This is a genomic window from Rhodococcus sp. 008, from assembly GCF_001682295.1.
GTDB classification, from domain to species: domain Bacteria; phylum Actinomycetota; class Actinomycetes; order Mycobacteriales; family Mycobacteriaceae; genus Rhodococcus_F; species Rhodococcus_F qingshengii.
The window spans coordinates 5409789-5435381 of record NZ_CP012749.1 but is presented as its reverse complement, the minus strand read 5'-3'; the positions used below and the strand labels follow the sequence as shown (position 1 = coordinate 5435381).

27 protein-coding genes are annotated in these 25593 nt (G+C 63.2%); 10 read left to right on the top strand and 17 right to left on the bottom strand.

The features are described from left to right. Position 1: 1 nt before the first annotated feature. The 9 genes from zwf to AOT96_RS25325 all read left to right on the top strand — a co-directional run bounded on the left by zwf (position 2) and on the right by AOT96_RS25325 (position 6987). Positions 2–1546 (top strand): glucose-6-phosphate dehydrogenase, encoded by a 1545-nt coding sequence (gene zwf, locus AOT96_RS25365; RefSeq protein WP_030536404.1) that lies wholly within the window; start codon positions 2–4, stop codon positions 1544–1546. Next, positions 1546–2454 (top strand): glucose-6-phosphate dehydrogenase assembly protein OpcA, encoded by a 909-nt coding sequence (gene opcA, locus AOT96_RS25360; protein ID WP_003944921.1) that lies wholly within the window; start codon positions 1546–1548, stop codon positions 2452–2454. Before zwf ends, opcA begins: the two co-directional genes overlap by 1 nt. Further along, complete coding sequence (pgl, locus tag AOT96_RS25355) at positions 2447–3187, top strand: 6-phosphogluconolactonase (RefSeq protein WP_007727943.1); 741 nt, start codon at positions 2447–2449, stop codon at positions 3185–3187. Before opcA ends, pgl begins: the two co-directional genes overlap by 8 nt. Before the next feature lie 338 nt (positions 3188–3525). Next, on the top strand, positions 3526–4446 hold the full coding sequence (locus AOT96_RS25350; RefSeq protein WP_030536406.1) for an SDR family oxidoreductase: 921 nt from the start codon (positions 3526–3528) through the stop codon (positions 4444–4446). A 25-nt stretch (positions 4447–4471) separates the two neighbouring features. Further along, positions 4472–4816 (top strand): iron chaperone, encoded by a 345-nt coding sequence (locus AOT96_RS25345; protein WP_058038770.1) that lies wholly within the window; start codon positions 4472–4474, stop codon positions 4814–4816. Between the two features lie 32 nt (positions 4817–4848). Then, positions 4849–5571 (top strand): AAA family ATPase, encoded by a 723-nt coding sequence (locus AOT96_RS25340; RefSeq protein ID WP_065352458.1) that lies wholly within the window; start codon positions 4849–4851, stop codon positions 5569–5571. A 27-nt stretch (positions 5572–5598) separates the two neighbouring features. Then, on the top strand, positions 5599–5919 hold the full coding sequence (locus AOT96_RS25335) for a TfoX/Sxy family protein (RefSeq protein WP_003944891.1): 321 nt from the start codon (positions 5599–5601) through the stop codon (positions 5917–5919). Positions 5920–6053: 134 nt separating this feature from the next. Continuing rightward, complete coding sequence (locus AOT96_RS25330) at positions 6054–6302, top strand: hypothetical protein (RefSeq protein WP_207624530.1); 249 nt, start codon at positions 6054–6056, stop codon at positions 6300–6302. A 172-nt stretch (positions 6303–6474) separates the two neighbouring features. Beyond that, the gene (locus tag AOT96_RS25325; RefSeq protein WP_231917349.1) at positions 6475–6987 is read left to right on the top strand and encodes a hypothetical protein; all 513 of its coding nucleotides are present in this window, start codon (positions 6475–6477) and stop codon (positions 6985–6987) included. Here AOT96_RS25325 and AOT96_RS25320 read toward each other — a convergent pair. The 3 genes from AOT96_RS25320 to secG all read right to left on the bottom strand — a co-directional run bounded on the left by AOT96_RS25320 (position 6974) and on the right by secG (position 10975). Next, entirely contained in the window at positions 6974–7759 is a 786-nt protein-coding gene (locus AOT96_RS25320) for an oxidoreductase (RefSeq protein WP_058226749.1), read from the bottom strand. The genes AOT96_RS25325 and AOT96_RS25320 overlap by 14 nt on opposite strands. Before the next feature lie 104 nt (positions 7760–7863). Further along, positions 7864–10638 (bottom strand): phosphoenolpyruvate carboxylase, encoded by a 2775-nt coding sequence (gene ppc, locus AOT96_RS25315; protein WP_030536411.1) that lies wholly within the window; start codon positions 10636–10638, stop codon positions 7864–7866. Between the two features lie 103 nt (positions 10639–10741). After that, complete coding sequence (secG, locus tag AOT96_RS25310) at positions 10742–10975, bottom strand: preprotein translocase subunit SecG (RefSeq protein WP_003944946.1); 234 nt, start codon at positions 10973–10975, stop codon at positions 10742–10744. 209 nt (positions 10976–11184) lie between these two features. Between secG and AOT96_RS25305 the strand changes: the two genes are divergently transcribed. Then, positions 11185–11985, top strand: coding sequence for a tyrosine-protein phosphatase (locus AOT96_RS25305; protein WP_039972891.1), 801 nt, complete (start codon positions 11185–11187; stop codon positions 11983–11985). Positions 11986–12074: 89 nt separating this feature from the next. Here the strand turns inward: AOT96_RS25305 and tpiA are convergent, their stop codons facing one another. The 14 genes from tpiA to AOT96_RS25235 form a co-directional block, all read right to left on the bottom strand. Continuing rightward, positions 12075–12860 (bottom strand): triose-phosphate isomerase, encoded by a 786-nt coding sequence (gene tpiA, locus AOT96_RS25300; RefSeq protein WP_007727965.1) that lies wholly within the window; start codon positions 12858–12860, stop codon positions 12075–12077. Positions 12861–12866: 6 nt separating this feature from the next. After that, positions 12867–14078, bottom strand: a complete 1212-nt coding sequence (locus tag AOT96_RS25295) for a phosphoglycerate kinase (protein ID WP_003944901.1) — start codon at positions 14076–14078, stop codon at positions 12867–12869. Positions 14079–14095: 17 nt separating this feature from the next. After that, on the bottom strand, positions 14096–15115 hold the full coding sequence (gene gap / locus AOT96_RS25290; protein ID WP_003944851.1) for a type I glyceraldehyde-3-phosphate dehydrogenase: 1020 nt from the start codon (positions 15113–15115) through the stop codon (positions 14096–14098). 158 nt (positions 15116–15273) lie between these two features. Then, positions 15274–16251 carry a DNA-binding protein WhiA gene (gene whiA, locus AOT96_RS25285; protein WP_021344225.1) on the bottom strand — a complete coding sequence of 326 codons (978 nt, stop codon included), beginning with the start codon at positions 16249–16251 and terminating at the stop codon, positions 15274–15276. After that, a complete protein-coding gene (locus AOT96_RS25280; RefSeq protein WP_003944943.1) occupies positions 16248–17312 on the bottom strand; it encodes a gluconeogenesis factor YvcK family protein in 1065 nt (354 codons plus the stop codon). Before AOT96_RS25280 ends, whiA begins: the two co-directional genes overlap by 4 nt. After that, on the bottom strand, positions 17309–18208 hold the full coding sequence (gene rapZ / locus AOT96_RS25275; RefSeq protein ID WP_081557847.1) for an RNase adapter RapZ: 900 nt from the start codon (positions 18206–18208) through the stop codon (positions 17309–17311). Before rapZ ends, AOT96_RS25280 begins: the two co-directional genes overlap by 4 nt. Continuing rightward, positions 18205–20397, bottom strand: coding sequence for an excinuclease ABC subunit UvrC (uvrC, locus tag AOT96_RS25270; protein ID WP_003944805.1), 2193 nt, complete (start codon positions 20395–20397; stop codon positions 18205–18207). Before uvrC ends, rapZ begins: the two co-directional genes overlap by 4 nt. A 74-nt stretch (positions 20398–20471) precedes the next feature. Beyond that, positions 20472–20945, bottom strand: coding sequence for a PH domain-containing protein (locus tag AOT96_RS25265; RefSeq protein ID WP_003944987.1), 474 nt, complete (start codon positions 20943–20945; stop codon positions 20472–20474). Further along, on the bottom strand, positions 20942–21439 hold the full coding sequence (ribH, locus tag AOT96_RS25260) for a 6,7-dimethyl-8-ribityllumazine synthase (protein ID WP_003944999.1): 498 nt from the start codon (positions 21437–21439) through the stop codon (positions 20942–20944). The genes AOT96_RS25265 and ribH overlap by 4 nt, the downstream gene beginning before the upstream one ends. Continuing rightward, positions 21436–22710 (bottom strand): bifunctional 3,4-dihydroxy-2-butanone-4-phosphate synthase/GTP cyclohydrolase II, encoded by a 1275-nt coding sequence (locus AOT96_RS25255; protein WP_003944833.1) that lies wholly within the window; start codon positions 22708–22710, stop codon positions 21436–21438. The genes ribH and AOT96_RS25255 overlap by 4 nt, the downstream gene beginning before the upstream one ends. A 110-nt stretch (positions 22711–22820) precedes the next feature. Further along, positions 22821–23429, bottom strand: a complete 609-nt coding sequence (locus AOT96_RS25250) for a riboflavin synthase (protein ID WP_003944892.1) — start codon at positions 23427–23429, stop codon at positions 22821–22823. A 5-nt stretch (positions 23430–23434) separates the two neighbouring features. After that, the gene (ribD, locus tag AOT96_RS25245; RefSeq protein ID WP_003945026.1) at positions 23435–24487 is read right to left on the bottom strand and encodes a bifunctional diaminohydroxyphosphoribosylaminopyrimidine deaminase/5-amino-6-(5-phosphoribosylamino)uracil reductase RibD; all 1053 of its coding nucleotides are present in this window, start codon (positions 24485–24487) and stop codon (positions 23435–23437) included. Between the two features lie 8 nt (positions 24488–24495). Further along, positions 24496–25179 (bottom strand): ribulose-phosphate 3-epimerase, encoded by a 684-nt coding sequence (rpe, locus tag AOT96_RS25240; protein ID WP_019748384.1) that lies wholly within the window; start codon positions 25177–25179, stop codon positions 24496–24498. Positions 25180–25243: 64 nt separating this feature from the next. After that, entirely contained in the window at positions 25244–25591 is a 348-nt protein-coding gene (locus tag AOT96_RS25235) for an MmcQ/YjbR family DNA-binding protein (protein ID WP_003944924.1), read from the bottom strand. Positions 25592–25593: the final 2 nt, after the last annotated feature.

Sequence of the window (25593 nt, the reverse complement as noted above, 5' to 3'; positions counted from 1 at the left end):
TGTGAGCGATTCCGCGGCGGCATCAGATTGGGTGAATCCCCTTCGGGACAGCACCGACAAACGGCTTCCGCACATTGCGGGGCCCTGCGCCCTGGTGATTTTCGGTGTTACCGGCGACCTTGCCAGGCGCAAGCTCATGCCCGCCATCTACGACCTCGCCAACCGTGGACTGTTGCCGCCCGGATTCGCTCTGGTCGGGTTCGCCCGGCGTGACTGGACGGACGAGGACTTCACGAACGTCGTCCTCGAAGCAGTCAAGGACGGCGCTCGCACCAAGTTCCGTCAGGACGTCTGGGAGAGGCTCGCCGAAGGTATCCGGTTCGTGGAGGGCAGTTTCGACGAGGCCGAGGCCTTCCAGAACCTGTCCGACACGTTGGCCACGCTCGACAACGAACGTGGTATCGGCGGCAATCACGGTTTCTACCTTGCGATTCCGCCCAACGCGTTTCCTCAGGTGCTCGAGCAACTGTCGGCGTCGGGCCTCGCGCAGGCCGAGGACGGTCAGTGGCGACGAGTCGTCATCGAGAAGCCGTTCGGCCACGACCTCGAGAGCGCTCGCGAACTGAACGCCGTCGTCAACAAGGTGTTCCCCGAGGACACGGTCTTCCGTATCGACCACTACCTCGGTAAGGAAACCGTCCAGAACATTCTGGCTCTGCGCTTCGCGAACCAGTTGTTCGATCCGATCTGGAACGCGCACTACGTCGACCACGTTCAGATCACGATGGCCGAGGACATCGGCCTCGGTGGACGCGCCGGGTACTACGACGGCATCGGCGCGGCCCGTGACGTGATCCAGAACCACCTGCTGCAGTTGCTCGCGTTCACGGCGATGGAAGAACCCATCAGCTTCGAGCCGCTCAATCTGCAGGCGGAGAAGATCAAGGTCCTCTCGGCCACTCGCCTTGCCGAGCCCCTCGACGAGACCACCGCACGCGGCCAATACGCGGGCGGCTGGCAGGGTGGGCTGCCGGTGGTCGGGCTCCTCGAAGAAGACGGCTTCGCAGCGGACTCCATCACGGAGACCTTTGCCGCCATCACCCTCGAGGTCGACACCCGCCGCTGGGCGGGTGTGCCGTTCTACCTGCGCACGGGCAAACGACTCGGACGCCGTGTCACCGAGATCGCGGTGGTGTTCAAACGTGCACCGCACCTACCGTTCGACAAGACGATGACCGAAGACCTCGGCCAGAACGCTCTGGTCATCCGCGTGCAGCCCGACGAGGGTGTCACCATGCGGTTCGGTTCGAAGGTTCCCGGATCGAGCATGGAAGTCCGTGACGTCAACATGGACTTCTCGTACGGCCAGGCTTTCACCGAGTCGTCACCGGAGGCGTACGAGCGACTCATTCTCGACGTGTTGCTCGGTGAGCCGTCACTCTTCCCGGTCAACGCCGAAGTCGAATTGTCTTGGGAAATCCTCGATCCCGTCCTCGAACACTGGGCAGCCGGCGGCAAGCCGGAACCCTACGAGGCCGGAACGTGGGGACCACCGTCTGCGGACGAAATGATGCAACGCACCGGACGCGAATGGAGGCGACCCTAGTGATTCTCGATTTGCCCTCCACCACCACGGTCCAGGTCAGCAAGAAACTGGTCGAGGTGCGTAAGACCGGCGGCGCTGTCACCTTGGGGCGAGTGCTGACGCTCGTCGTCTGCACCAGGGACACCGGGAATGCCGAGGAAGCCATCGAGGCCGCCAACGAAGCCAGCCGCGAGCACCCTTGCCGCGTCATCGTGCTCCTGCGTGGCGACGAGCAGAGTGAGCCCAGGCTCGATGCTCAGATCCGTGTCGGCGGGGACGCCGGCGCCTCGGAGGTTGTCGTGCTGCGTCTCTACGGTCCCCTGGCGGACCACGAGAGCAGCGTCGTCATCCCGTTCCTGCTCCCCGATACACCGGTAGTCGCGTGGTGGCCCCTCGAGGCACCCGAGATTCCAGCCAAGGATCCCGTCGGGAAGCTCGCGATACGGCGCATCACCGATGCCACCGGCGCCCCCGATCCGACCGCCACCATCAAGGGGCGACTCGCGTCGTACACCGCCGGCGATACCGATCTCGCTTGGAGTCGCGTCACCTACTGGCGCGCGCTCCTCGCGTCGGCTCTCGATCAGCCGCCGCACGAGAAGATCACCTCAGCGGTGGTCTCCGGTCTCAAAACCGAACCGGCACTGGATATTCTCGCCGGTTGGTTGGCAGCCAAGATCGACGGTCCGGTCATTCGACGTACGGGTGAGCTGACGGTCGAGTTGAAGCTCGAGACCCGCAGTATCTCCATCAGTCGTCCGCAGGAGGGCACGACCGCTACGTTGATCCGCACCGGTCAGCCTGACGCGCTGGTTTCTCTGGGTCGTCGAGAGACACGCGATTGCCTCGCCGAGGAATTGCGTCGGCTCGATCCGGACGAGATCTACGAGGAAGCTCTGGCCGGATTGGAGAAGGTGACCTATGAGTGATGTTGTCGTGGAGAAGTTCTCCGACGCCGGCCAACTGGTCGACGCTGCCGCCGCACGCCTGGTCACGACCATCGTCGACGCCCAGAAGGCTCGCGGGTTTGCGTCCATCGTGCTGACTGGCGGTGGAACCGGCATCGCACTTCTCGAGAAGTTGCGTGAAGCTCCCGGCGACATCGACTGGTCGCAGATCGATCTGTACTGGGGCGACGAACGGTTCCTGCCGTCCGGCGATCCCGAGCGGAACGAAGTGCAAGCACGTGAGGCGCTTCTCGATCATGTGCCGGTCGATCCCGACAGGGTACATGCGATGGCCGCATCCGACGGTATCTACGACGGTGATCCACACGGGGCGGCGACGGCGTACGAACAACTGCTGGGCGCTCAGGCACACGGGAATCAGGTTCCGACGTTCGACGTGCACCTGCTCGGTATGGGCGGCGAAGGACACGTCAACTCGTTGTTCCCGCACACCGACGCTGTTCGCGAAGAAGCGCGTTTCGTAGTCGCGGTGACGGACTCCCCCAAGCCGCCACCGGTGCGGATCACCCTCACGTTGCCTGCTGTTCGGCGAGCCAAAGAGGTCTGGCTGCTCGTCTCGGGTGCTGCAAAGGCCGAGGCCGTTGCCAAAGCCGTCGGGGGTGCTTCGGCCGAGGACTGGCCGTCCGCCGGCGCCACCGGTTTGGTTGCGACACGTTGGTTCCTCGATACGGACGCTGCCTCGCAGCTTCCCTGATCTGATTTCACAGATCTGATTTCACAGATCTGATTTCACACCGGTCGGGAATCGTCTTCGGGCGATTCCCGGCTTGGTGGTACGTCGACGACTTCCTCACCGTGGCGACTTTCGACTACCCGCCGAGTCCGGATCCGATGCGAATTTCCTTTTGACGGAACGGAACTCAATCCCGAGATCCCGTTTCTCCAACCAGCACTGCGCCCCACACAACGATCCATCTCTCCCCTACCTCCTTCATCCGAGTGATTACTACCTTGGACGCCGCGAAGTAAGGTTCGGTTCCGCAGATCGCGTTCACTCTTGAACGAAGCAATCCAGGCGAGAACAATCGAACAATGTCGTGGACACCGAATCCGGACGCACTTCGCGGGCGAGTGGCTGTAGTTGCCGGGGCGACGAGGGGCGCCGGACGCGGAATCGCCGCGGCCTTGGGCGAGGCCGGTGCAACCGTCATCTGCACTGGCCGGAGCACATCTGCCGGAATTCTTCAGTCGGACTATCCGCGCGGAGAGACCATCGAAGAGACGGCAGAGCTGGTCACCGAGCTGGGCGGCGTCGGCGTGCCGATTGCCGTCGATCATCTCAAGAGCAAACAAGTGGCTGATCTCGCCGAACGCTTGCGAATCGACTATCACCATATCGACATCTTGGTCAACGACATCTGGGGCGCGGAATTACTCAAGGGTGGGCCGGCGGAGTGGAACACGCCGGTATGGGAACACGATCTGGACAAGGGGTTTCACATCTTGCGTCTGGCGATCGACACCCACATCACCACGTCGCACCACCTCCTGCCGCTCATGACTGATCGGCCAGGCGGACTGGTCGCCGAAATAACCGATGGCACTACCGAATACAACGCATCGAACTATCGCATCTCGGTGTTCTACGACTTGGCCAAGGTGTCCGTGAACAGGCTCGCATTTTCGCAAGGCCACGAACTTGCCCCGTTCGGCTGTACTGCCGTCGCCATCACTCCCGGGTTCCTGCGATCGGAGATGATGCTCGAGAATTTTGGTGTCGGCGAATCGAATTGGCGTGACGCTTTGTTGCCGGAGCGGGATGGTCCGACTGCGCCCGCGGATTTCGCACGCTCCGAGTCACCGAGATTCATCGGACGTGCGATCGCGGCCATCGCTGCCGATCCGAATCGACAGCGATGGAATCAGCGATCGGTCAGTTCAGGCGAACTCGGAACGGAATACGGGTTCACCGACGCGGACGGCAGCCGCCCCGATTTCTGGCGGACCAAATGAATCCGGCTGCGATTATGATCCGCGCATGGCCGAATTCGCGACGATCAACGAATACATCGCTTCGTTTCCCACCGACGTGCAACCAGCCCTCGAGAGTATCCGCGAGACGATTCACAACACGGTTTCAGGCCTCGATGAGACCATCAGCTATCAGATGCCGACCATGACGGTGAACGGAAAGAACCTGATTCACTTCGCAGGCTGGAAAAACCACATCTCGATGTACCCGCTCCCGGCGGGTGACGCCGAGTTCGAGAAGTCCGTCGACCCTTACCGGGCTGCGAAATCAACGGTGAAGTTCCCGCTGAACAAACCGATCCCTCTCGATCTCGTGGCTCGGATCGTCGAATTGCTCGCGCAGCGCCACTAACGTCCGTTCTCGTCGGAGCCTTGTGAGAACGTATGGCCGTGCAGAGACAACCCATCCGCCGCATCAAGGCCGGGCCATCGTCGGGCGCCGACGTAGGCAGCTGGCCGCTGACGGTGCCTGCAGTCGCGCAGATCGTTCAGCACGGTCTCGAGCTTCCACCGGGTGTCACCATTCTGGTCGGCGAAAACGGAGCGGGAAAGTCGACCGTCATCGAAATTATTGCCGCCGTTCTCGGTCTCAACGCCGAAGGCGGGTCGACCAATACGCGGCATCAGACTCGATCGAGTGAACCGGGCGGCCTCGACCTTGTGATCGAGCGGAGTCCCGGAGCATCGAAGTGGGCGTACTACCTCCGAGACGAAACCCTGCACGGTTTGTACACGTACTTGGAGGACAACCCCAATCCCAAGCGACCTGAACCGCTTTACCATCACCTCTCCCACGGTGAGGCGCTGCTCGAGATCCAGTCGTCGACGACCGCCGACGGCGGCTTCTATCTCATCGACGAACCCGATGCCGCACTCTCCTTCCAGGGGACCCTGACACTGGCCGTGCTGCTCGGCGAGTTGGTGGAATCCGGCGCGCAGGCGGTGATCGCGACGCACTCGCCGATCATCGCGGCGCTGCCGAACGCCAACCTGCTCGAGATCGGAGAATGGGGAATCCGAGCCTCGAGCTGGGAGGACCTCGATCTGGTGTCGAACTGGCAGCGGTTCCTTCACGACCCGCACACGTACCTGCGCCATCTGATCTAACCTGGAACTCCACCCCAGGAGGCCTCCATGGCATACGACAAAGCGCTGGCTGAGCGTATCCGCGATGCGCTCTCGGGCGAGGACGACGTCGAGGAAGTAAAGATGTTCGGTGGGCTGAGCTTCATGGTGAACGGGAAGCTGGCCGCCAGTGCGAACTCACACGGCAACATCATGGTTCGGTGTGACCCCGATCGAGTCGACGAGCTTCTGACGCACAAGGGTGCAAGTTGGCCCGAGATGCGGGGTAAGCCGATGAGCAAGGGATGGATCGTCGTCGACCGAACCGGGACGAGTTCGAACGTCGAATTCAACGCGTGGATCAAGGAAGCTCTGGACTTCGTTCACTGACAGTTGGGGTGCGTTGCCGAAGATATCTGACGAGACTGGTGTGGCCGCGGGCTCTCGCGTCGATGAGGGACTGAACCGTGCCCGATCGACCTGAGATTGTCTGTATCTGCGGCTCTGCGCGATTCGCTGAAGAGATGCGGGAGGCGAACCGCGACCTGACGTTCGCGGGCGTGATCGTCGTCGCGCCGGTTGAAGCAGACGAGGCGGTCTCTGTCGAGCAGAAGAACCTGCTCGACGCGCTCCATCTGCGCAAGATCGACCTCGCCGATCGGGTTCTGGTCGTCAACCCTCGCGGATACATCGGTGAGTCCACGCGCCGAGAGATCGCGTACGCGCGCGCCGCCGGCAAACCAGTGTCGTTCACGACGCCGTTTGATCAGTAAGCGCCTCGTCGGTGCGGGCCGCAACGAATATTCTCACGCCGAGTTGCTCGAGCCCTAGCGCCGGTTCGATCAATTTCGCTCGATTCGGCAAAAGTGAACTGGGCGGCCCTTAGACTCCGGAAAAGCATTGGATTGGGCGGCTCGACGCCGCGGAGGAAAGGTGGTCCGTCGCGTGACGTTCACACCCAATCAGCCGGATCACCAACGCGCCTTCGGGTTTCAGACGCCGTCGACCCGCGCAATTCCCTCCCTCATGCCCAACCGTTTCGGACCTAGCCTCATCGGATCGCTCTGGGCGTGCGCCGGGATCGTCGCCGGAAGCCTCGGCCCGTGGACGTCATCCTCCGCACTGGACCACAGTGGTATCGACGAATGCGGAGTGATCACTCTCGTCCTCGCTCTCTGCGCGGTGACCGCGCTGATCACCCTCATGGTTCGAGACGTCACGCCCGAGATCAAGAATCACTGCACCGGCCCTTTGGTCGGAATCGCGGTCTTGATCGTTGCCGTCGGAAACGCCGCGTCCATCGTGCGACGTAGTACCGAGTTCGCAGGGCACACTGCCGGACCGTCCATCGGGTGGGGACTGTGGGTGGTCATCGCGGCCGCAGTGATCCTGTGCATCACGTCGTCGACCGTCGCGCACATGATCAGGTTTCAGGCAGCAATGATCACAAGGTCTTGATCAGACCGCCGTCGATCACGAAATCCGCGCCTGTCACGTTCCCCGCACGATCGCTGGCGAGGAACAACACCAGGTCGGCAACCTCTTCGGGGAAGGTGAACCGCCCAGTCTCGGCTCCGGCCGCGGCGCTTTCGACGATGTCGTCGGCGGCTGATCCACTCGCCTTCGCCAGCGTCGAGGCCACTCCGTGCTTGCCGAGCCACAACTCCGTTTGCACCGGGCCAGGGCTGACGGTATTGACGCGGATCCCCTGCCCGCCCAGTTCTTTCGACAACGACTTCGAGAAGTTGGTCAACGCCGCTTTGGCGGCGCTGTAGTCGATCACCGTGGGGTCAGGTAAGAATGCGTTGACCGAACTGATCGTCACGATGCTCCCGCCACCTCGGCGGATCAACTCCGGCAGCGCAGCGCGAACAGTGCGTACAGCCGACAAGAACGTCAGATTGAACGACGCCGCCCACTCTTCGTCTGTGATGGCCGCGAAACCGCTCGTTCTCGGGGTGACGGCCCCGACGTTGTTGACCAGGATGTCGACGCCGCCCCTCGCTGCTGCAACCTCGAGCAGTCGGGTTGATCCTTCGACACTCGCGAGGTCGACGCCGACAAAGGTGACGGCGCCGCCGGACTGCAGCGATTCGAGTTCCGGCGAGAGCGTCCGCGAGCCCGCGACGACGTGGACTCCCTCGGCCACCAACGCCCGCGTGACAGCCAGTCCGATACCTTTTCCCGCGCCGGTAACGACGGCAGTTCGTCCGTCCAATTGCAGATCCACTGCGGTCCCCGTTCGGTCCGGTGCGCAGCGTTGGGTGTGCGTGCGACAGCTCTAGAGTCGCCGCACGCACACCCTGGTAAACCTGCAGAACCAGCCGCTGTTACCTAGCCACTGTTACGAAGCGCAGTGGCCAGGCCGTTCATCGTCAGCTGGATACCCCGACGCACCTGATCGCTCTCGTCGCCGGAACGGTACCGACGGATCAGCTCGACCTGTAGATGGTTGAGAGGTTCGAGGTACGGGAACCGGTTGTGGACCGAACGCTCGAGGCCCGAGTTGTCGGCAAAGAGGTTCTCGTTGCCCGTGATTGCCTTGTACATGCGAATTGTGCGTTCGTGCTCGTCGGTGATCATTCCGAAGACTCGATCGCGCAGTTCGGCGTCGGGCACGAGGTCCGCGTACCGGGCCGCCAAACCGAGATCCGACTTCGACATCACCATGGCCATGTTCGAGAGCACGGTTCGGAAGAACGGCCACTTCTCGTACAGGGCCGTCAACGTGGCAAGCCGAGTGTCGTCTCCGTCGATCCATCGTTCGAACGCGGCGCCGGTTCCGTACCAACCCGGAAGCATCACGCGAGACTGACTCCACGAGAGCACCCAGGGAATCGCTCGCAGGTCGGAGATCGCCTTGGTCTGCTTGCGAGAGGCCGGACGAGAGCCGATGTTGAGTGCCCCGATCTCGGCGACCGGTGTCGACGCTTCGAAGTACTGCACGAATCCTGGTGTGTCGTGCACTAATTCGCTGTACGCGGTGCGGGCGAGGGCCGCGAGCTCGTCCAGTACCGCGTAGGCAGCGTCGGCATCGCTGCCGAGTCCTTCGACGTCGAGCAACGTCGACTCGATAGTCGCGGCGATGAGTGTTTCGAGGTTGCGATGTGCCAGACGCGGTTCGGCGTACTTGGCCGCAATCACCTCACCCTGCTCGGTGATTCGCAGAGAACCAGCGACTGCACCGGGAGGCTGAGCCAGAATCGCTTCGTAACTCGGTCCGCCGCCACGTCCGACGGTTCCGCCGCGGCCGTGGAAGAGCCTCAACCTGATTCCGCTCTTACGCGCGGCATCGACGAGGTCGAGTTCGGCACGGTACAGCGCCCAGTTGGCTGCCAGGTACCCGCCGTCCTTGTTCGAGTCGGAGTACCCGAGCATCACTTCTTGACTGTCACCACGGGAACGGACGATCGCACGATAGATCGGGATGTCGAGCGTCGCCAGCAATGTGTCGGCGCCGCCCTGCAGATCCTCGATCGTCTCGAACAACGGCACGATGCCGATCGGGCACGAGGGCTCGCTACCGACGCCCGGATCGAGCACCCCGACCTCTTTGAGCAGCACTGCAGCCTCGAGCATGTCACTGACCGAGGTACACATGCTGATGATGTAGTTGGGTACCGCACCCGCTCCGAGAACCCGCACTGCCTTGGCACCGGCCGCCATGATGGCCAGTTCCTTGGTGGTCAATTCGCTGAACTCGGCGTCCGGCGAAGTCAGTGGTCGCCGCGTCGTCAACTCGGCCGACAGCAATTCGACTCGATCGGCTTCCGGCAAGGACGCGTAGTCCGGGTGAACTCCGGCCCACGCCAGAAGTTCTGCGACGACGCTTTCGTGTACCTCGGAGTTCTGCCGCATGTCCAGACCGGACAGGTGAAAGCCGAACACCTCCACCGCTTCTCGGAGCCGATCGAGTCGATCGTCGGCGATGGTCTCGTCACCGAAACGACGCAACGAGGTGTCGATGATTCCGAGATCCCGCTGCAACTGTGCCGGGTCGGTGTACGCCTCGAGTCCGTCGTCGGACCCGTGGGCGGGCAACTCCCCCAGTACCGTCAGTGCTGTGGCGCTCAAGCGCCCGCGGATACCGCGAATCGCGCGACGGTACGGCTCGTCGGCCCTGAAGGCAGAGTCGTCGCCGGAGGTAGACGCCAGCAGATCGAGTTCGGGCGTGACGGAAACCAGCCGCGCCGACATCGACAGTTCACGCTCGAGATGTTCGAGTTCCTCGAGGTGATGCTCGAGAGCAGTCGCCGCAGCGCGCGACGTGGCGCGCTGGACGATTTCGCCGGTCACGTACGGATTGCCGTCTCGGTCACCGCCGATCCACGAACCCGGCCTCAGGATCGGTTCCGGCAGGAGCCCGGCGTCCGGCCAACGAGTGCGCAGAGCTTTGCGAACCTCGGCGTTGATCTTCGGAATCACCTCGAACAACGCTGCGTCGTAGTAGCGCAGGCCTACCTCGATTTCATCCTGGATGCGGAGGCGGCTGAGCCGGATCAGAGCCGTCTGCCAAAGGGTCAGGATCTGACGGCGCAATTGCAGATCGACATCAGCGGTTTCTGCGACGCTCAGCGCCGTGCGCTCGCGGTATCGCATCAACTCGGTGATCCGACTCTGCGTCTCGAACACCGTACGGCGTCGGGTCTCCGTCGGGTGAGCGGTGATGACGGGTGAGACCAGGGCGCCCCGAAGCGCTTCTTCGACGGTGGCCGAATCGATATCGGCTGCATCAAGTTTGGTGTACGTGGCCGCGAGAGTGCTGTCGCGGGGCGGTTCCCCCGCGTTGACGTGGATGGCCCGTCGACGCTCGCGATGGATGTCCTCGGCCAGGTTGGCGAGCAGTGCGAAGTGACTGAACGCCCGGATGACGGGAATGGCGTCGTCCGTACTGATTTCGGCGAACAGCGACACCAGTTCGGCGCGATCGATCTCCGAACGACGGACTCGGAACGACTCGACACGGGCTCGCTCGACCAGATCGAACACATTGTCGCCGGCTTGCTCTCGCACTATTTGTCCGAGTATTCCGCCGAGAAGCCGGATGTCTTCGCGCAGCGGCTCGGTGGCCTCTCGCGGTGTTTCTCGATGCGACGCGGTTTCAGTCATCACACAATTATCGACCGAAACAAAGAACCCCGCTCGATAGGCGGGGTTCCGTGTCTGAAATTCGTGTGTGAAAAACTACCGGCTGTAAGTCATGAGCCGAGAATCAGGCGAACTTGATCTCCAGGCCGATGCCGACGATCGAAATGAGCCAGATCAACGCGGTGAAGACCGTCAACCGGTCGAGGTTCTTCTCGACAACAGTCGATCCGGACAGGCTGGACTGGACACCGCCACCGAACAGACTCGACAAACCGCCGCCCTTACCGCGATGCAGGAGCACCAAGGCGATGAGGAGCAAGCTGGTGATGACCAGCAGGATATCCAGGAACAGTTTCATGTCTGTCTACGTCCACCAATCCAATAGGGACAACTACAACCGATAACACCATACAGGCGCGCGCAGATAGCCTGACCACATACCCGCCTCGCACATGACTTTGCACCCGGCCAGGCACGACTCTTGGTCAGTGGCATCGATCACACTGTCGAGATACCGATTCAGTAGTTTTTCAGTTGACGCGACTCTACCTCCGAAAGGCCGGCTCCATGCTTTCCGACACTGCCCTGCCCAACACTGCCCTGCCCGACACACCCCTGCCTGACACACCGCGTCTGGCTTCGATTCACAACTTCCGCGACGTGGCCGGACCCGGGTACGTCACGACCAGCGGACAGGCGATGAGCCGCGGAGTCTTCTACCGTGCAAACGTACTGACGCCCTCGCCCGAGGATCTTGCAATCGTGGAATCGCTGGGGCTGACCGCCGTCTATGACGTGCGCTCCGAAACCGAGGCGAACGAAACTCCCGACATCGTGCCGGCGCCGGCGATGTACGCCCACATTCCCATCCTGTCCGGAAACATCCACGCCGAAGCGATGGCTCTCCGAACAGCGGACGCTGCAACAGCTTTCATGCAGAACATCAATCGCAGCTTTGTCGCAGACCCCGTCACTCGGAACGGATTTTCGCAGTTGTTCGCCGCCCTGGCGACCACCGAGGGGCCGCAACTCTTCCACTGCACGGCGGGCAAGGACCGAACAGGTTGGGCGGCAGCACTACTGCAGACACTCGCTGGTGTACCGCGCGAAACGATCACGGCGGACTACCTGCTCACGAACACGTACTCGGCCGAGTACATCGATGCAACAGTCGCGAAGATCGCCGCTGCCACAGATGCAGACAAGGGCGAGGTGATCCGGTTGCTGCTTTCCGTCGACGCGAGTTACCTGGGCGCTGCCTTCGAGCAGGTCGAGCACCACTACGGGACCGTCGAGAACTATCTGACCGCCGGGTTGGAGCTTGCTCCCGAACTCGTCGGCGCTCTGGAAACCAAACTGGTGAGCTGACTCGCGAACAAAAAACTGCGGGTGTGTGACCTACTCGGTCACACACCCGCAGTCTTAGTCTCGAGCAGTTTCAGCTCACTACCCGATCATCACGGGAGTGGACCGCCTGCAGCGATCGCAGACAGTGTCGCGAACTCGTCAGCCTTGAGTGACGCGCCGCCGACAAGAGCGCCGTCGACGTCGGTCTGGCCGACGATCTCTCCGACGTTCTTCGAGCTGACGCTACCGCCGTACAGAACGCGAACGCCGGCCGCGACCTCGGCGTCGGCAAGTTCGGCCACTGTTGCTCGTACCGCAGCACACACTTCCTGTGCATCGGCGGCAGAAGCGACACGGCCGGTGCCGATGGCCCAGACAGGTTCGTACGCAATGACGATCTTGGAGATCTCCTCCGCGCTCAGGCCCGCCAACGAACCCTTGAGCTGGTCGACGTTGTAGGCGACATGCTCGCCCGCTTCGCGGATCTCGAGGCCTTCGCCGATGCACACGATCGGCGTGAGGCCGTTCTTGAGAGCAGCCTTCGTCTTCGCGAGGACGGTCTCGTTGGTCTCACCGTGAAGGGTGCGACGCTCGGAGTGGCCGACCACGACGAAGGTGCAACCGAGCTTGGCCAGCATGGAGCCGCTGATCTCGCCCGTGAACGCACCCGAGTCTTGAGCCGAGACATCTTGCGCGCCGTACGTGAGGAGGAGCTTGTCGCCCTCGATCAGCGTCTGGACGCTTCGGATGTCGGTGAACGGCGGGATGACCGTGACGTCCACTTTGTCGAAGTACTTCGCAGGCAAGGAGAAAGCGATCTTCTGCACCAGGGCGATAGCCTCGAGGTGGTTCAGATTCATCTTCCAGTTGCCGGCGATCAACGGCTTACGTGCCATGTCGGATCAGCCTTCCAGTACTGCGATGCCAGGCAGCTCTTTGCCCTCGAGGTACTCGAGGGAAGCGCCACCACCGGTGGAAATGTGCGAGAAGCCCTCGTCCGGGATACCGAGTTGACGAACGGCTGCTGCGGAGTCGCCGCCGCCGACGACGCTGAAGGCGCCCTTCTCGGTTGCCTCCACGATTGCCTCGGCGACACCGCGGGTGCCTGCCTCGAACTTCGGGAACTCGAACACGCCCATCGGGCCGTTCCAGAACACCGTCTTGGCGCCGGTCAGGATCGCGGCAAAGCGCTTGACCGACTCCGGTCCGATGTCCAGACCCATCCAGCCGTCGGGAATCTTGTCGAACGGAACGATCTTCGACTCGGCATCGGCCGAGAAGGAGTCCGCGACGACAACATCCTGAGGGATGTGGATGACGTCGGCGTACCGGTCGAGGAGATCCTTGCAGGTCTCGATCATGGACTCTTCACACAGCGAATTGCCCACGGACACACCCTGAGCCGCGAGGAACGTGTAGAACATTCCGCCGCCGATCACCAGAGTGTCGACCTTCGGCGCCAGTGCCTCGATGACGGCCAGCTTGTCCGAGACCTTGGAGCCACCGAGCACCACCGCGTACGGACGCGCTGCGTCCTGCGTGAGCTTGGCGAGCACCTCGACCTCGGCGCCGACCAGGTATCCGGCGTAATGCGGGAGCAGCTTCGCGACGTCGAAGACCGACGCCTGCTTACGGTGAACAACACCGAATCCGTCGGAGACGAATGCGCCGTCGTCACCGACCAGCTCGACGAGAGCCTTGGCGAGCTTGACCCGCTCGGCTTCGTCCTTGCTGGTCTCGCGAGGGTCGAAACGGATGTTCTCGAGCATCAGGACGTCACCGTCGGTGAGTCCTTCGGAACGAGCCAGCGCGTCCTGTCCCACGACGTCACCGGCCAGTTGCACGTTGCGACCGAGGATTTCGGCCAACTTCGCGGCAACCGGTGCGAGGGAGAACTTGGGATCGGGCTGACCGTCGGGGCGCCCGAGGTGCGCGGTCACGATGACCTTCGCTCCACCCTCGGCGAGTGCCCGCAGGGTGGGAGCGGATGCGACGATGCGACCCGGGTCCGTGATTTCTCCGCCATCCAACGGGACGTTGAGGTCGGAACGCACCAGTACGGTGCGCCCCTCGACCCCAGCGTCCAGCAGATCCTTCAGCGTCTGAACTGCCACTGTTATCGAAACTCCGCTCAGAGAGACTTGGCGACGAGGCCGATGAGGTCGGCGAGGCGGTTGGAGTAGCCCCACTCGTTGTCGTACCAGGAGACGATCTTGACCTGGTCGTCGATGACCTTGGTCAGGCCCGAGTCGAAGATCGACGAGTGCGGGTCGGTGACGATGTCCGAGGAGACGATCGGTGCGTCGGTGTACTTCAGGATGCCCTTGAGGGGTCCTTCGGCAGCAGCCTTCATCGCAGCGTTGATCTCGTCGGCGGTGGCCGACTTCTTCAGGTTCGCGGTGAGGTCGGTGACCGAGCCCGTGGGGATCGGCACGCGCAGTGCGTAGCCGTCGAGCTTGCCGAGCAACTGCGGGAGAACCAGGCCGATTGCCTTGGCTGCACCGGTACCGGTGGGAACGATGTTGAGGGCAGCTGCGCGGGCGCGACGGAGGTCTGCGTGCGGAGCGTCCTGCAGGTTCTGATCCTGGGTGTACGCGTGGATCGTGGTCATCAGACCCTTGACGATGCCGAACTCGTCGTCGAGAACCTTGGCGATGGGGCCGAGGCAGTTGGTGGTGCACGACGCGTTGGAGATGATGTTCTGGCTGCCGTCGTACTTGTCGTCGTTGACGCCCATCACGATGGTGATGTCTTCACCCTTGGCCGGAGCCGAGATGATGACCTTCTTGGCGCCGGCTTCGAGGTGTCCCTTGGCCTTTGCGGCGTCGGTGAAGATGCCGGTGGACTCGACGACGACGTCGACGCCCAGCTCGCCCCAGGGAAGTTCGTTCAACGGGCCACGGTGTGCGAGGGCCTTGATGCGCTGATCGCCGACGACGATCGTGTCGTCACCGTCGAGCGACACGTCGTACGGCAAACGGCCGAGGATGGAGTCGTACTTCAGCAGGTGAGCGAGCGTCGCGTTGTCAGTCAGGTCGTTGACTGCCACGATCTCGATATCGGTGGTTCCGAGCGCCTTCTGCGCATCCACCGCCCTGAAGAAGTTACGTCCGATACGGCCGAAACCGTTTACGCCAACCCGGACAGTCACAATTCGCTCCTTTGACCATGATTCTGGTGTGCAACTTGACCCACGCATACTCCGAATCCGTGTGTGCACGACGCGGACGTGGGGTTCATCGGTCGATGTGACTCATACCCTAATGCGCGTGGCCCGAACGTGCGCAGCCCACCCTGATGGAGGGCAGGTCACCCCTCTTCGAGTAGCTCCACATTCACTGCGGATTCGGTGTCGGGTATGCCCGTTTCCTTGGCCTTGCGATCAGCCATCGACAGCAGGCGACGGATACGTCCGGCAACGGCGTCCTTGGTCATCGGCGGGTCGGCCAACTGGCCGAGTTCTTCGAGGGACGCCTGCCGATGCTCGACGCGCAGTGCACCCGCCGCCGCGAGGTGATCGGGCACGTCCTCACCGAGGATCTCCAACGCACGCTCGACGCGCGCAGCAGCCGCAACGGCAGCGCGAGCAGAGCGTCGCAGGTTTGCGTCGTCGAAATTGGCGAGACGATTGGCGGTGGCGCGGACCTCGCGTCGCATCCGCCTCTCCTCCCACACCAGACGTGTGTCCTGGGCTCCCATTCGGGTCAGGAGATCGCCGATGGCCTCACCGTCGCGGATCACCACACGATCCGTTCCGCGAACCTCACGTGCCTTCGCCGAGATCCCCAGACGCCGCGCAGCTCCAACCAGAGCAAGTGCGGCTTCCGGGCCCGGGCAGCTCACTTCGAGCGCCGACGAACGGCCGGGTTCGGTCAGGGAACCGTGCGCGAGGAACGCACCGCGCCACGCTGCTTCGGCGTCGCCGACACTTCCGCCGACGACCTGCGCAGGCAAGCCGCGAACCGGGCGCCCGCGAAGATCGAGCAGTCCCGTCTGGCGCGCGAGGGCCTCACCCTCCTTCGCTACACGCACGATGTAACGAGCGGACTTTCGAAGCCCGCCCGCACTGAGTACGTGCACGTCGGCACTGTAGGTGAACAGGTCGAATATCTCCCGGCGCAGACGTCGCGCCGTGGAGCCCAGATCCACCTCTGCTTCGACGACCACCCGGCCGCCGACGATGTGGAGCCCACCGGCAAAGCGCAGCAACGCGGAGACCTCTGCCTTGCGGCAGCTGACCTGAGTCACCACTAACCGGCTCAGTTCGTCCTTGACCTCCGCTGTCATTGCCACGAAGCGTTCTCCCTCTGTTCTTCGGATTGCTGTTCTTGCAGGGAAGACTGTGTCGAATCCCCTACTGCCGCACTGCTCGACAGTTCAGCCAGTACATCGGCCAGTTTTGCCGGATCGTGTACATGCGCTGCGCCCGGTGAGGTGTCCGCGACATCCGCGTACCTGACTTCGGCTGAAAATTGATCCGCCGCACGCTGCAGATGTTCACGTTCACGCCCGGCCGGTACCGACGCCGAGTCGACCACCACGTAGTCGACCCGGAAATCGGGCACGTGTTGGGAGAGTACGTGCAGGTGACGCTCCGCGGAGAATCCGGCGGTCTCCCCCGGCTCGGGTGCGAGATTGAGCACCAGTACCTTTCGAGCCTTCGTCGACGACAGTGATTCGACGAGTTCGGGTACCAGGACGTGTGGGATCACGCTCGAGAACCACGATCCCGGGCCGAGAACCACGAGATCGGCACGATCGATCGCAGTCACGGCATCGGGGCACGCGGGCGGATTGGACGGGAGCAGTCTCACACGCCGAACCTTGCCCGGGGTGGTCGCGACGGCAACCTGTCCACGAATGCAGCGGCTGACGCGGGGGTCCTCTTCGAGTCCCTGAACGTCGGCTTCGATCTCGAGCGCGATCGGCGACATCGGCAGCACACGGCCACGGATTCGCAGCAGTCGCGCCATCTCGTCGAGCGCGACGACCGGATCGCCGAGCACCTCGGTCAGTCCGGCCAGGATGAGATTGCCCACCGAGTGCCCGGCAAGTGCGCCGACACCGCCGAAGCGATGCTGAATGGTCCGAGTCCAGTCGACTATCTCGGGTTCGTCCGACGCGAGAGCTGCCAGCGCCATCCGGAGGTCTCCAGGCGGGATGACGCCGAGTTCGGCGCGCAGCCGGCCCGACGAACCACCGTCGTCGGCGACCGTGACCACGGCGGTGACGTCGACCGTCAAGCGTCTGACGGCCTGGAGCGTGGCGAACAATCCGTGCCCGCCGCCGAGCGCGACGATGGCCGGCCCTTCGGGTGTCTCCCGCGAGCGATGTGTCGGTTCACTCATTCGCGCCCCAGATCCCGGTGCACGATGCTGACCGAGATGTCGTCCTCGGAACCCAAACGCCTCGCGAGAGCTTCGGACATGGCTACGCTTCGGTGCTTACCGCCGGTGCATCCGACCGCAATTGTCATGTAGCGCTTTCCTTCTCGTCGATATCCGGCGATCGTCAAATCCACCAGATGTCGGTAGGTGTCGAGATAGTCTTCCGCGCCCTCGCGGGACAACACGTAGTCGCGGACGTCGGCATCCTGACCGGTGTGCGGGCGAAGTTCAGGGATCCAGTGGGGATTGGGCAGGAAACGAACGTCACAGACGAGATCGGCGTCCATCGGCAGGCCGTACTTGAATCCGAACGACTGGACCGTCACCTTCATCGTGCGGTTGGCATCGTTCCCGAACGCCGTTTCGATCTTCTGACGCAGCTGATGCGCCTTCAGCGCCGACGTGTCGATGACCAGATCGGCGGCCGCCTTCACCACGGCCAACTGCCGACGCTCGGCTGCGATCCCTTCGGACAATGTGCCGTCGATGCCGTCGCTCTGCAACGGATGACTGCGGCGCACCTGTTCGAACCGTCGGATCAACACGTCGTCCGACGCTTCGAGGTACAGCACCCGAGTATGGATCGGTTCCGCCTCGAGTTCGGTGAGCACCCACCCGAGATCGCCGGTGAAGAGTCGACTCCGCACGTCGATCACGACGGCGAGACGATCGACCGGCGGATCGGAGGTCAGGCTCAGACCGACCATTCGGGAAATGAGCTCAGGTGGCAAATTGTCCGCGACATACCAGCCGAGGTCTTCGAGCACCTTGGCAGCGGTACTCAAACCTGCTCCGGACAATCCCGTCACCAGCAGGAAATCCATCGTTCGACTGTCTTTGGCGCTGTCGGTAGTCACTGTGCACTCGGCCCCGTCGTCGGCATGGACAATTCTCGCGACTCGGAGCCCTCGTCACCGCTACCGGATTCGGCGCTGGGCGCGTCAGCAGACGTAACAGACGATTCGGATTCCGTGTCCAGCTCATCATCCCCTACCGCGGCTGGCAGCGCTCGAGCTTCAGCACCCGCGTCGGCTGCAGCCGAATCCGTGCCGAGTGCGGCCAGAACTGCTGTGGCGGTGGTCTCACCGATACCGGGGACCTGCATGATCTCCTCGACCGTTGCCGTTTTCAGCTTCGCCACGGAACCGAAGTGAGCCACCAGAGCGGTTCGACGAGTTTCACCGAGCCCCTTGACCGAATCCAGAGCCGAAGCCGTCATCCGCCTCGAGCGTTTGCTGCGATGGAACGTGATCGCGAAGCGGTGGGCTTCGTCTCGGATGCGCTGCAGTAGGTACAACGACTCGCTCGTCCGAGGGAGGATGACCGGATCTTCTTCCCCCGGCACCCATACCTCTTCGAGTCTTTTGGCCAACCCGACTACCGCGACGTCGGTCACCCCCAGCTCGTCGAGGACCGCCGCTGCCGCCGTGACCTGAGGGGCGCCGCCGTCCACGACGAACAGATTGGGCGGATAGGCGAACCGCCGAGGCCGGCCCGTCGCCGGGTCGATCGCCGCTTCGGGAGCCAGATCACCACCGTCCGAGTCCATGGTCGACGCCGACGCCGCGAGGACGCCCAGGTCGCGGTTGTGGCGCAGGAACCGCCGACGCGTGATCTCCGCGATACTCGCGACGTCGTCGGAATGACCGTCGCCGGCAGCTTCCTTGATCGCGTAATGGCGGTAGTCCGACTTACGCGGGAGCCCGTCCTCGAACACGACCAGTGACGCCACGACGTCGGTTCCCTGGACGTGACTGATGTCGATGCATTCGATTCGTAGCGGAGCCGAGTCCAGGTCCAGTGCTTCCTGGATGCCCTGCAGCGCCGCAGAACGCGAAGTGAAATCGCCGGCGCGCTTGAGCTTGTGCTGCGCCAGAGCCTCTTTCGCGTTTCGCTGGACTGTTTCGGCGAGGTCTTTCTTGTCGCCGCGTTGCGGAACCCGCAGTTGCACTTGCGATCCCCGAAGCTTGCTCAGCCACGCCTGGATCTCGGTCGCGTTTGCCGGCAGAACCGGCACCAGAACTTCCTTGGGAACCGCGCTGATCCCGGCCTCGGAACCCGCTCCCGGGTCGAGGGCCGCCTGCTCCCCGTAGAACTGGGTGAGGAACTGCTCGACCAGGATCGGCAGGTCGGACTCGGCGTCGAGTGCGGCCCAGTCGATGGCGTCGCCTGCCTTCTCCACGACCCATCCACGCTGACCCCGCACGCGTCCGCCCCGCACGTGGAACACCTGAACGGCGGCTTCGAGATCATCGGTGGCAAAGGCGACGAGATCGGCGTCGGTGCCGTCACCGAGTACGACGGCCTGCTTCTCGAGCGCCTTGCGCAAAGCCCCGATATCGTCACGCAGACGGGCTGCGGTCTCGAAGTCGAGGTCCTCGGAAGCCTGCTGCATGCGCTTTTCGAGATCTTTGACCAACTTGTCCGTGCGGCCGGCGAGGAAGTCGCAGAAATCTTCGACGATCTGACGATGCTCCTCGGCGCTGACTCGCCCGACGCAGGGCGCCGAGCACTTGTCGATGTAGCCGAGCAGACACGGCCGGCCGATCTGGTTGTGTCGTTTGAAGACTCCGGACGAGCACGTTCGTGCGGGAAAGACTCGTAGCAGCAGATCGAGAGTTTCGCGGATCGCCCAGGCATGGGAGTAGGGACCGAAGTACCGGACACCCTTGCGCCGCGGACCGCGGTAGACGAACAAGCGCGGGAACTCTTCGTTGAGCGTTACCGCGAGAACCGGATACGTCTTGTCGTCGCGGTACCGGACGTTGAACCGCGGATCGAATTCCTTGATCCAGTTGTACTCGAGCTGAAGCGCTTCGACTTCGGTACTGACGACGGTCCACTCGACGCTGCCGGCGGTGGTCACCATCTGCCGAGTACGGGGATGCAGTGTCGTGACGTCCGCGAAGTACGAGTTCAAACGTGAACGGAGGCTTTTCGCCTTTCCGACGTAAATGACCCGACCATGCGGATCGCGAAATTTGTAGACGCCCGGCGCAGCCGGAATGGTTCCGGTAGCGGGGCGGTAAGTCGAGGGATCCGGCACGGTTTCAGGTTAGTCGCCGCCACCGACCGACTCGGAAACGCGCAGGATGCGGGCACCGAACCGGTCGGAAGACGTCAGTTGCTCTTGTGCGCGACCGGTGCGTAGCGGTCGGCCAGTTCGCGGAACTTGCCGACCGTGTCGACGGCGTACTCGCGGTCGTTGGACTGGATCGCCATCACTGCCATGTACTCGTCGTCGGGCAATTCGATGCGTGCCCAGGCGGCACCGTCGGGGAACGAGAGTCCCTCGAACAGATCCCAGTCGACGATCTTCTCGCCCAGGATGTTTCGTACGGCAATACCCTGCTTGCCCACCTTGACCCGGGGCCGCGTCAACATCAGCACACCGAGAGCCAGAATGGTGCCGATGCCTGCCATCGCGATCTGGTCCGCGGCACGGAAGTACACGCCGGTGGACCCCTGGCGAAGCAGGAGTGCCAGTGTGACGTGAACGATCACCAGGAGGACGGCAACTCCGATCGCGTATCGCGTCGACTTACGCGGTGACGCAATCAGTTCCCAGTTCTCGTTGTCGCCGGGTGTACTCATCGAAACGAATCCTCGGTCCATGGTGCTCGGAGATGGCGCAGGGTCACTGCGGTGTCCAGTGCGGCGGCGCAGGCCTGTGCGCCCTTGTCCTCGACGCTACCCGGCAGACCCGAACGGTCAAGAGCCTGCTGCTCGGTGTCGGTGGTCAGGACACCGTTCCCCACGGGGGTGCTTTCGTCGAGCGAGACGCGTGTGAGGCCCGCGGTGACCGCGTCGCACACGTACTCGAAGTGCGGCGTGCCACCGCGGATGACAACACCGAGAGCGACGACGGCGTCGTGCGTGCGCGCCAATGCCTGCGCAACGACCGGCAGTTCGATCGCACCGGCGACACGGACCAGTGTCACGTCCTTGATCTGCGCCTCCTGCGCGACGCGCTGCGCGCCCGCGATCAGAGCCTCGGAGATCGTCGCGTGCCACTGCCCGGCAACGATCGCCAGCTTCAGATCCTTGGCCTCGGCGATCGCGAGCTGCGGCTGACCTTCGCCGCTCACAGTGCGGTTCCCGGCTGTGCGGTGTTCTGGTTCGCCTCGTACTCGTCCAGTCCGATCAGATCGTGCCCCATCCGATCGCGCTTGGTGCGCAGGTAGGTGAGGTTCTCCGCATTCGCGCGCAACGGCATCGGAACACGATCGGTGATCTGCAGGCCGTAGCCGTCCAGACCCACACGCTTGGCCGGGTTGTTGGTCAGCAGACGCATCGACGAGATCCCCAGATCGACGAGGATCTGGGCACCGATGCCGTAGTCACGGGCGTCCGCCGGCAGGCCGAGTTCGAGATTGGCGTCGACGGTGTCGGAACCGGCGTCCTGGAGCTGGTAGGCCTGCAGCTTGTGCATGAGACCGATGCCACGACCCTCGTGCCCGCGCATGTACAGAACAACGCCGCGGCCCTCCTGGGCGACCATGTCCAGTGCGGCGTCGAGCTGCGGGCCGCAATCGCACCGCAGCGAACCGAAGACGTCGCCGGTGAGGCACTCGGAGTGAACGCGGACGAGTACGTCGCTACCGTCGCCGTCGGGGCCTGCGATGTCGCCGCGCACCAGCGCAACGTGCTCGACCTCGTCGTAGATGCTGGTGTAGCCGACAGCGGTGAACTCACCGTGGCGGGTGGGGATGCGGGCCTCGGCGATGCGCAGTACGTGCTTCTCGTGCTTGCGACGCCACGCGATGAGGTCCGCGATCGAGATCAGAGCAAGGTTGTGTTCGTCGGCAAATACTCGCAACTCGTCGGTCTGAGCCATCGCGCCTTCGTCCTTCTGGCTGACGATTTCGCAGATGACGCCGGCAGGACGCAGGTCCGCCATGCGGGCGAGGTCGACTGCAGCTTCCGTGTGGCCAGGACGACGCAGTACTCCGCCTTCCTTCGCGCGGAGCGGAACGACGTGACCGGGGCGAGTGAAATCGTTGGCACCGGATTCGGGGTTGGCGAGCAGACGCATCGTCGCAGCGCGGTCCGACGCCGAGATGCCGGTACCGATTCCCTCACGGGCGTCGACGGTGACGGTGTACGCCGTGCCGTGCTTGTCCTGGTTGGTGGCGTACATCGGGGGCAGGCCCAGCCGATCGCAATCGTCACCGTCGAGCGGCACGCACAGGTAGCCGGAGGTGTACCTGACCATGAACGCCACCAGTTCCGGGGTGGCTTTCTCGGCGGCGAAGATGAGGTCGCCCTCGTTCTCGCGATCCTCGTCGTCCACGACGACAACAGCTTTACCTGCAGCGATATCTGCTACTGCGCGCTCGATACTGTCGAACCTGGTCACGTGCTCGCACTCCAAAGTCTTGACTTTTCACATCATCGAATACAACGAGTGCATCCGACGGATGCACTGACAACCCTACGACCAATCGGACGGGTCCGATCAGCCTGGTCCTACCGACCGGCAGAGTGAAGCCGCTCGACGTACTTGGCGATCACGTCCACCTCGAGGTTGACCGGCGTACCGACCACAGCGGTTCCGAGCGTCGTCAACTCGAGCGTTGTCGGGATCAGCGAGATCTCGAAGTACTCGAACCCGCGGTCTCCGCCCAGCGCGGAGACCGTCAGCGAGACTCCGTCGACGGTGATCGAACCCTTCTCCACGACGTAACGGGAAATGGAGTCGGGCAGTGCGATCCGCACTACCTCCCAGTTCTCGGACGGCGAGCGGGAAATGACGTGGCCTGTTCCATCGACATGCCCTTGAACCAGGTGGCCGCCGAGTCGGCTGTTCAGCGCCGCGGCACGCTCGAGGTTGACGCGAGAGCCGACATCCAATTTCGCCAGGCTCGAGCGGTTCAGGGTTTCCTGCATGACATCTGCGGTGAACGAACCGTCGGCAAGCACGTCGACCACCGTCAGGCACACTCCGTTGACCGCGATCGAATCACCGTGACCGGCGTCGGAGGTGACCAGTGGCCCGCGCACCGTGAAACGTGCAGCATCGACCAGTTCTTCCTTGGCGACAATTTCGCCGAGTTCTTCCACAATTCCTGTGAACACGCGCCCTACTCCTCGTTCCCCGGAGCAGAACTCTCCGGAACCAGACTCAACAAAATATCGGGGCCGATCGTTACCGCAGACTCCAAACGGAATCGGTGTGCGTCGGTGATGGTGTGCACTCCGGCATCGACGAGTGCGGAGGCGCCAGCGCCGAGCAGGATCGGAGCGATGTATGCCTCTATGACGTCGACATATCCGGCGGCAAGGAATGCTCCGGCCAGACGGGGCCCACCCTCGAGAAGTACGTCCGTGTACTCCCCCAACGCCTCGACTACTTCGTCGACGTTGTCGGTGTTGAGCACCAGAGTCGGTGCGGTGTCGTCGAGAATGCTTGCCGTCGAGGGTATTTCGCGCTTTCCGACGACGACGCGAACGGGCTGGTGCGCCGCGAGCTCACCGGTGGGCTGACGTGCGGTCAGCCACGGATCGTCGGCGAACACGGTGCCGGTACCGACCACGATCGCATCGATCTGCGCTCGCTGCGCATGCACGCGCGCCCTCGCCTGCGGACCGGTGATCCACTGACTCGTTCCGTCCTCAGCGGCGCTGCGTCCGTCCAGACTGGCCGCGTACTTCCACGTGATGTGCGGACGACCGGTGCGCTGTTTGTGCAGCCAGGCCCGCAGTGGACCAGCTTCCACCTCGGGTGCTCGCAGTCCGGCCGTGACGCTGATTCCAGCGCGCATGAGCGTCGCTGCGCCGCCGGAAGCCTCGGGATTGGGATCACCGACGGCGTAGACAACCGCCGAGACTCCGGCATCGATCAATGCCTGTGAGCAAGGGCCGGTTCGCCCCTGGTGATTGCACGGTTCCAGTGTCACCACTGCCGTACCGCCACGTGCCGCATCGCCGGCCTCGTCGAGAGCCACGACCTCCGCGTGCGGTCCACCGGGCGGTTGCGTCATACCGACGCCCGCGATGGTTCCGTCGGCAGCGAGGATGACCGCGCCGACCGGTGGGTTGGGGCTGGTGAATCCGCGCGCGGAATCAGCTGCGGCCAGCGCGATCTGCATCGCGGCGTCGAGATCAGCCGTCGACGCCTGTCCACCCTTTGCCATCGAGCGGCTCAGACCGACAGCGTCAGGTGCGGCGACGCCGAGGCGGCCTGCGCGCGCAGCTTGCGCACCGCCTCACCGGGATCACTCGCTCCGTACACCGCCGAACCGGCGACGAAGCAGTCGATCCCTGCTTCAGCGGCCTGCTCGATCGTGGAAGCGTTGATGCCGCCGTCGATTTCGACAAGGAGCGTCAGCTCACCCGAGTCGACGAGCTTTCGAACTGCGCGTGCCTTGTCGAGCACCTGAGGCATGAAGGACTGACCACCGAATCCGGGTTCGACGCTCATGATCAAGAGGGTGTCGAAATCCTTGAGGATTTCCAGGTAGTCGTCGATCGGGGTTCCAGGCTTGATGCTCAGACCCGCCTTGGCACCAGCTGCACGAATATCGCGGGCAACCGAACGCGGATCGTCGGTGGCCTCGGCGTGAAACGTGACGTTGTACGCACCGGCCTCGGCGTACGGCGGCGCCCAGCGCTCCGGATTCTCGATCATGAGATGGCAGTCGAGCGGAATATCCGTCGCCTTCAGCAGACTCTCGACCACCGGCAGACCCAGCGTGAGATTGGGAACGAAATGCGCGTCCATCACGTCGACGTGAAGCCAGTCGGAGCCGGACACGGCAGTCGCTTCATCAGCGAGTCGAGCAAAATCTGCGGACAGGATGGACGGTGCAATCATCGGGGAAGCCACGACGCCGAGTTTAGCTGTGTCTCATTGCCGACCGTGCATGCACATCGGAGCCGGTGCAATCAGATCAGTTCTTGACGACGGTGTGGAGCTTTCGCACCTTGGCCGGTGCCTTGATCCGCCACGCGTCTTCGAGCATCTCACCCAACTGCACCTCGTCGATCAGTTCGAGGTGCACCAGGATCGAGCCGTGCCCGTGATAGTGATCGGTGGTGAAGAAAGCCGCCTCGCCACTGGCGAGTAGCGCCTCCTTCTCGTCCAGACCGCACATCACGACCAAAGCGCCCTCCGCTTCGGTGCGGAGCCGTGCAAAAGTCTTACCTGCCACCTTGAGTGCCGGGGTGTTGTACGAGGTCGACTCTTCCACGGAGGGAAGAGCCGAACCCAGTACTACAACCTGTTCCCACGTAACCATGT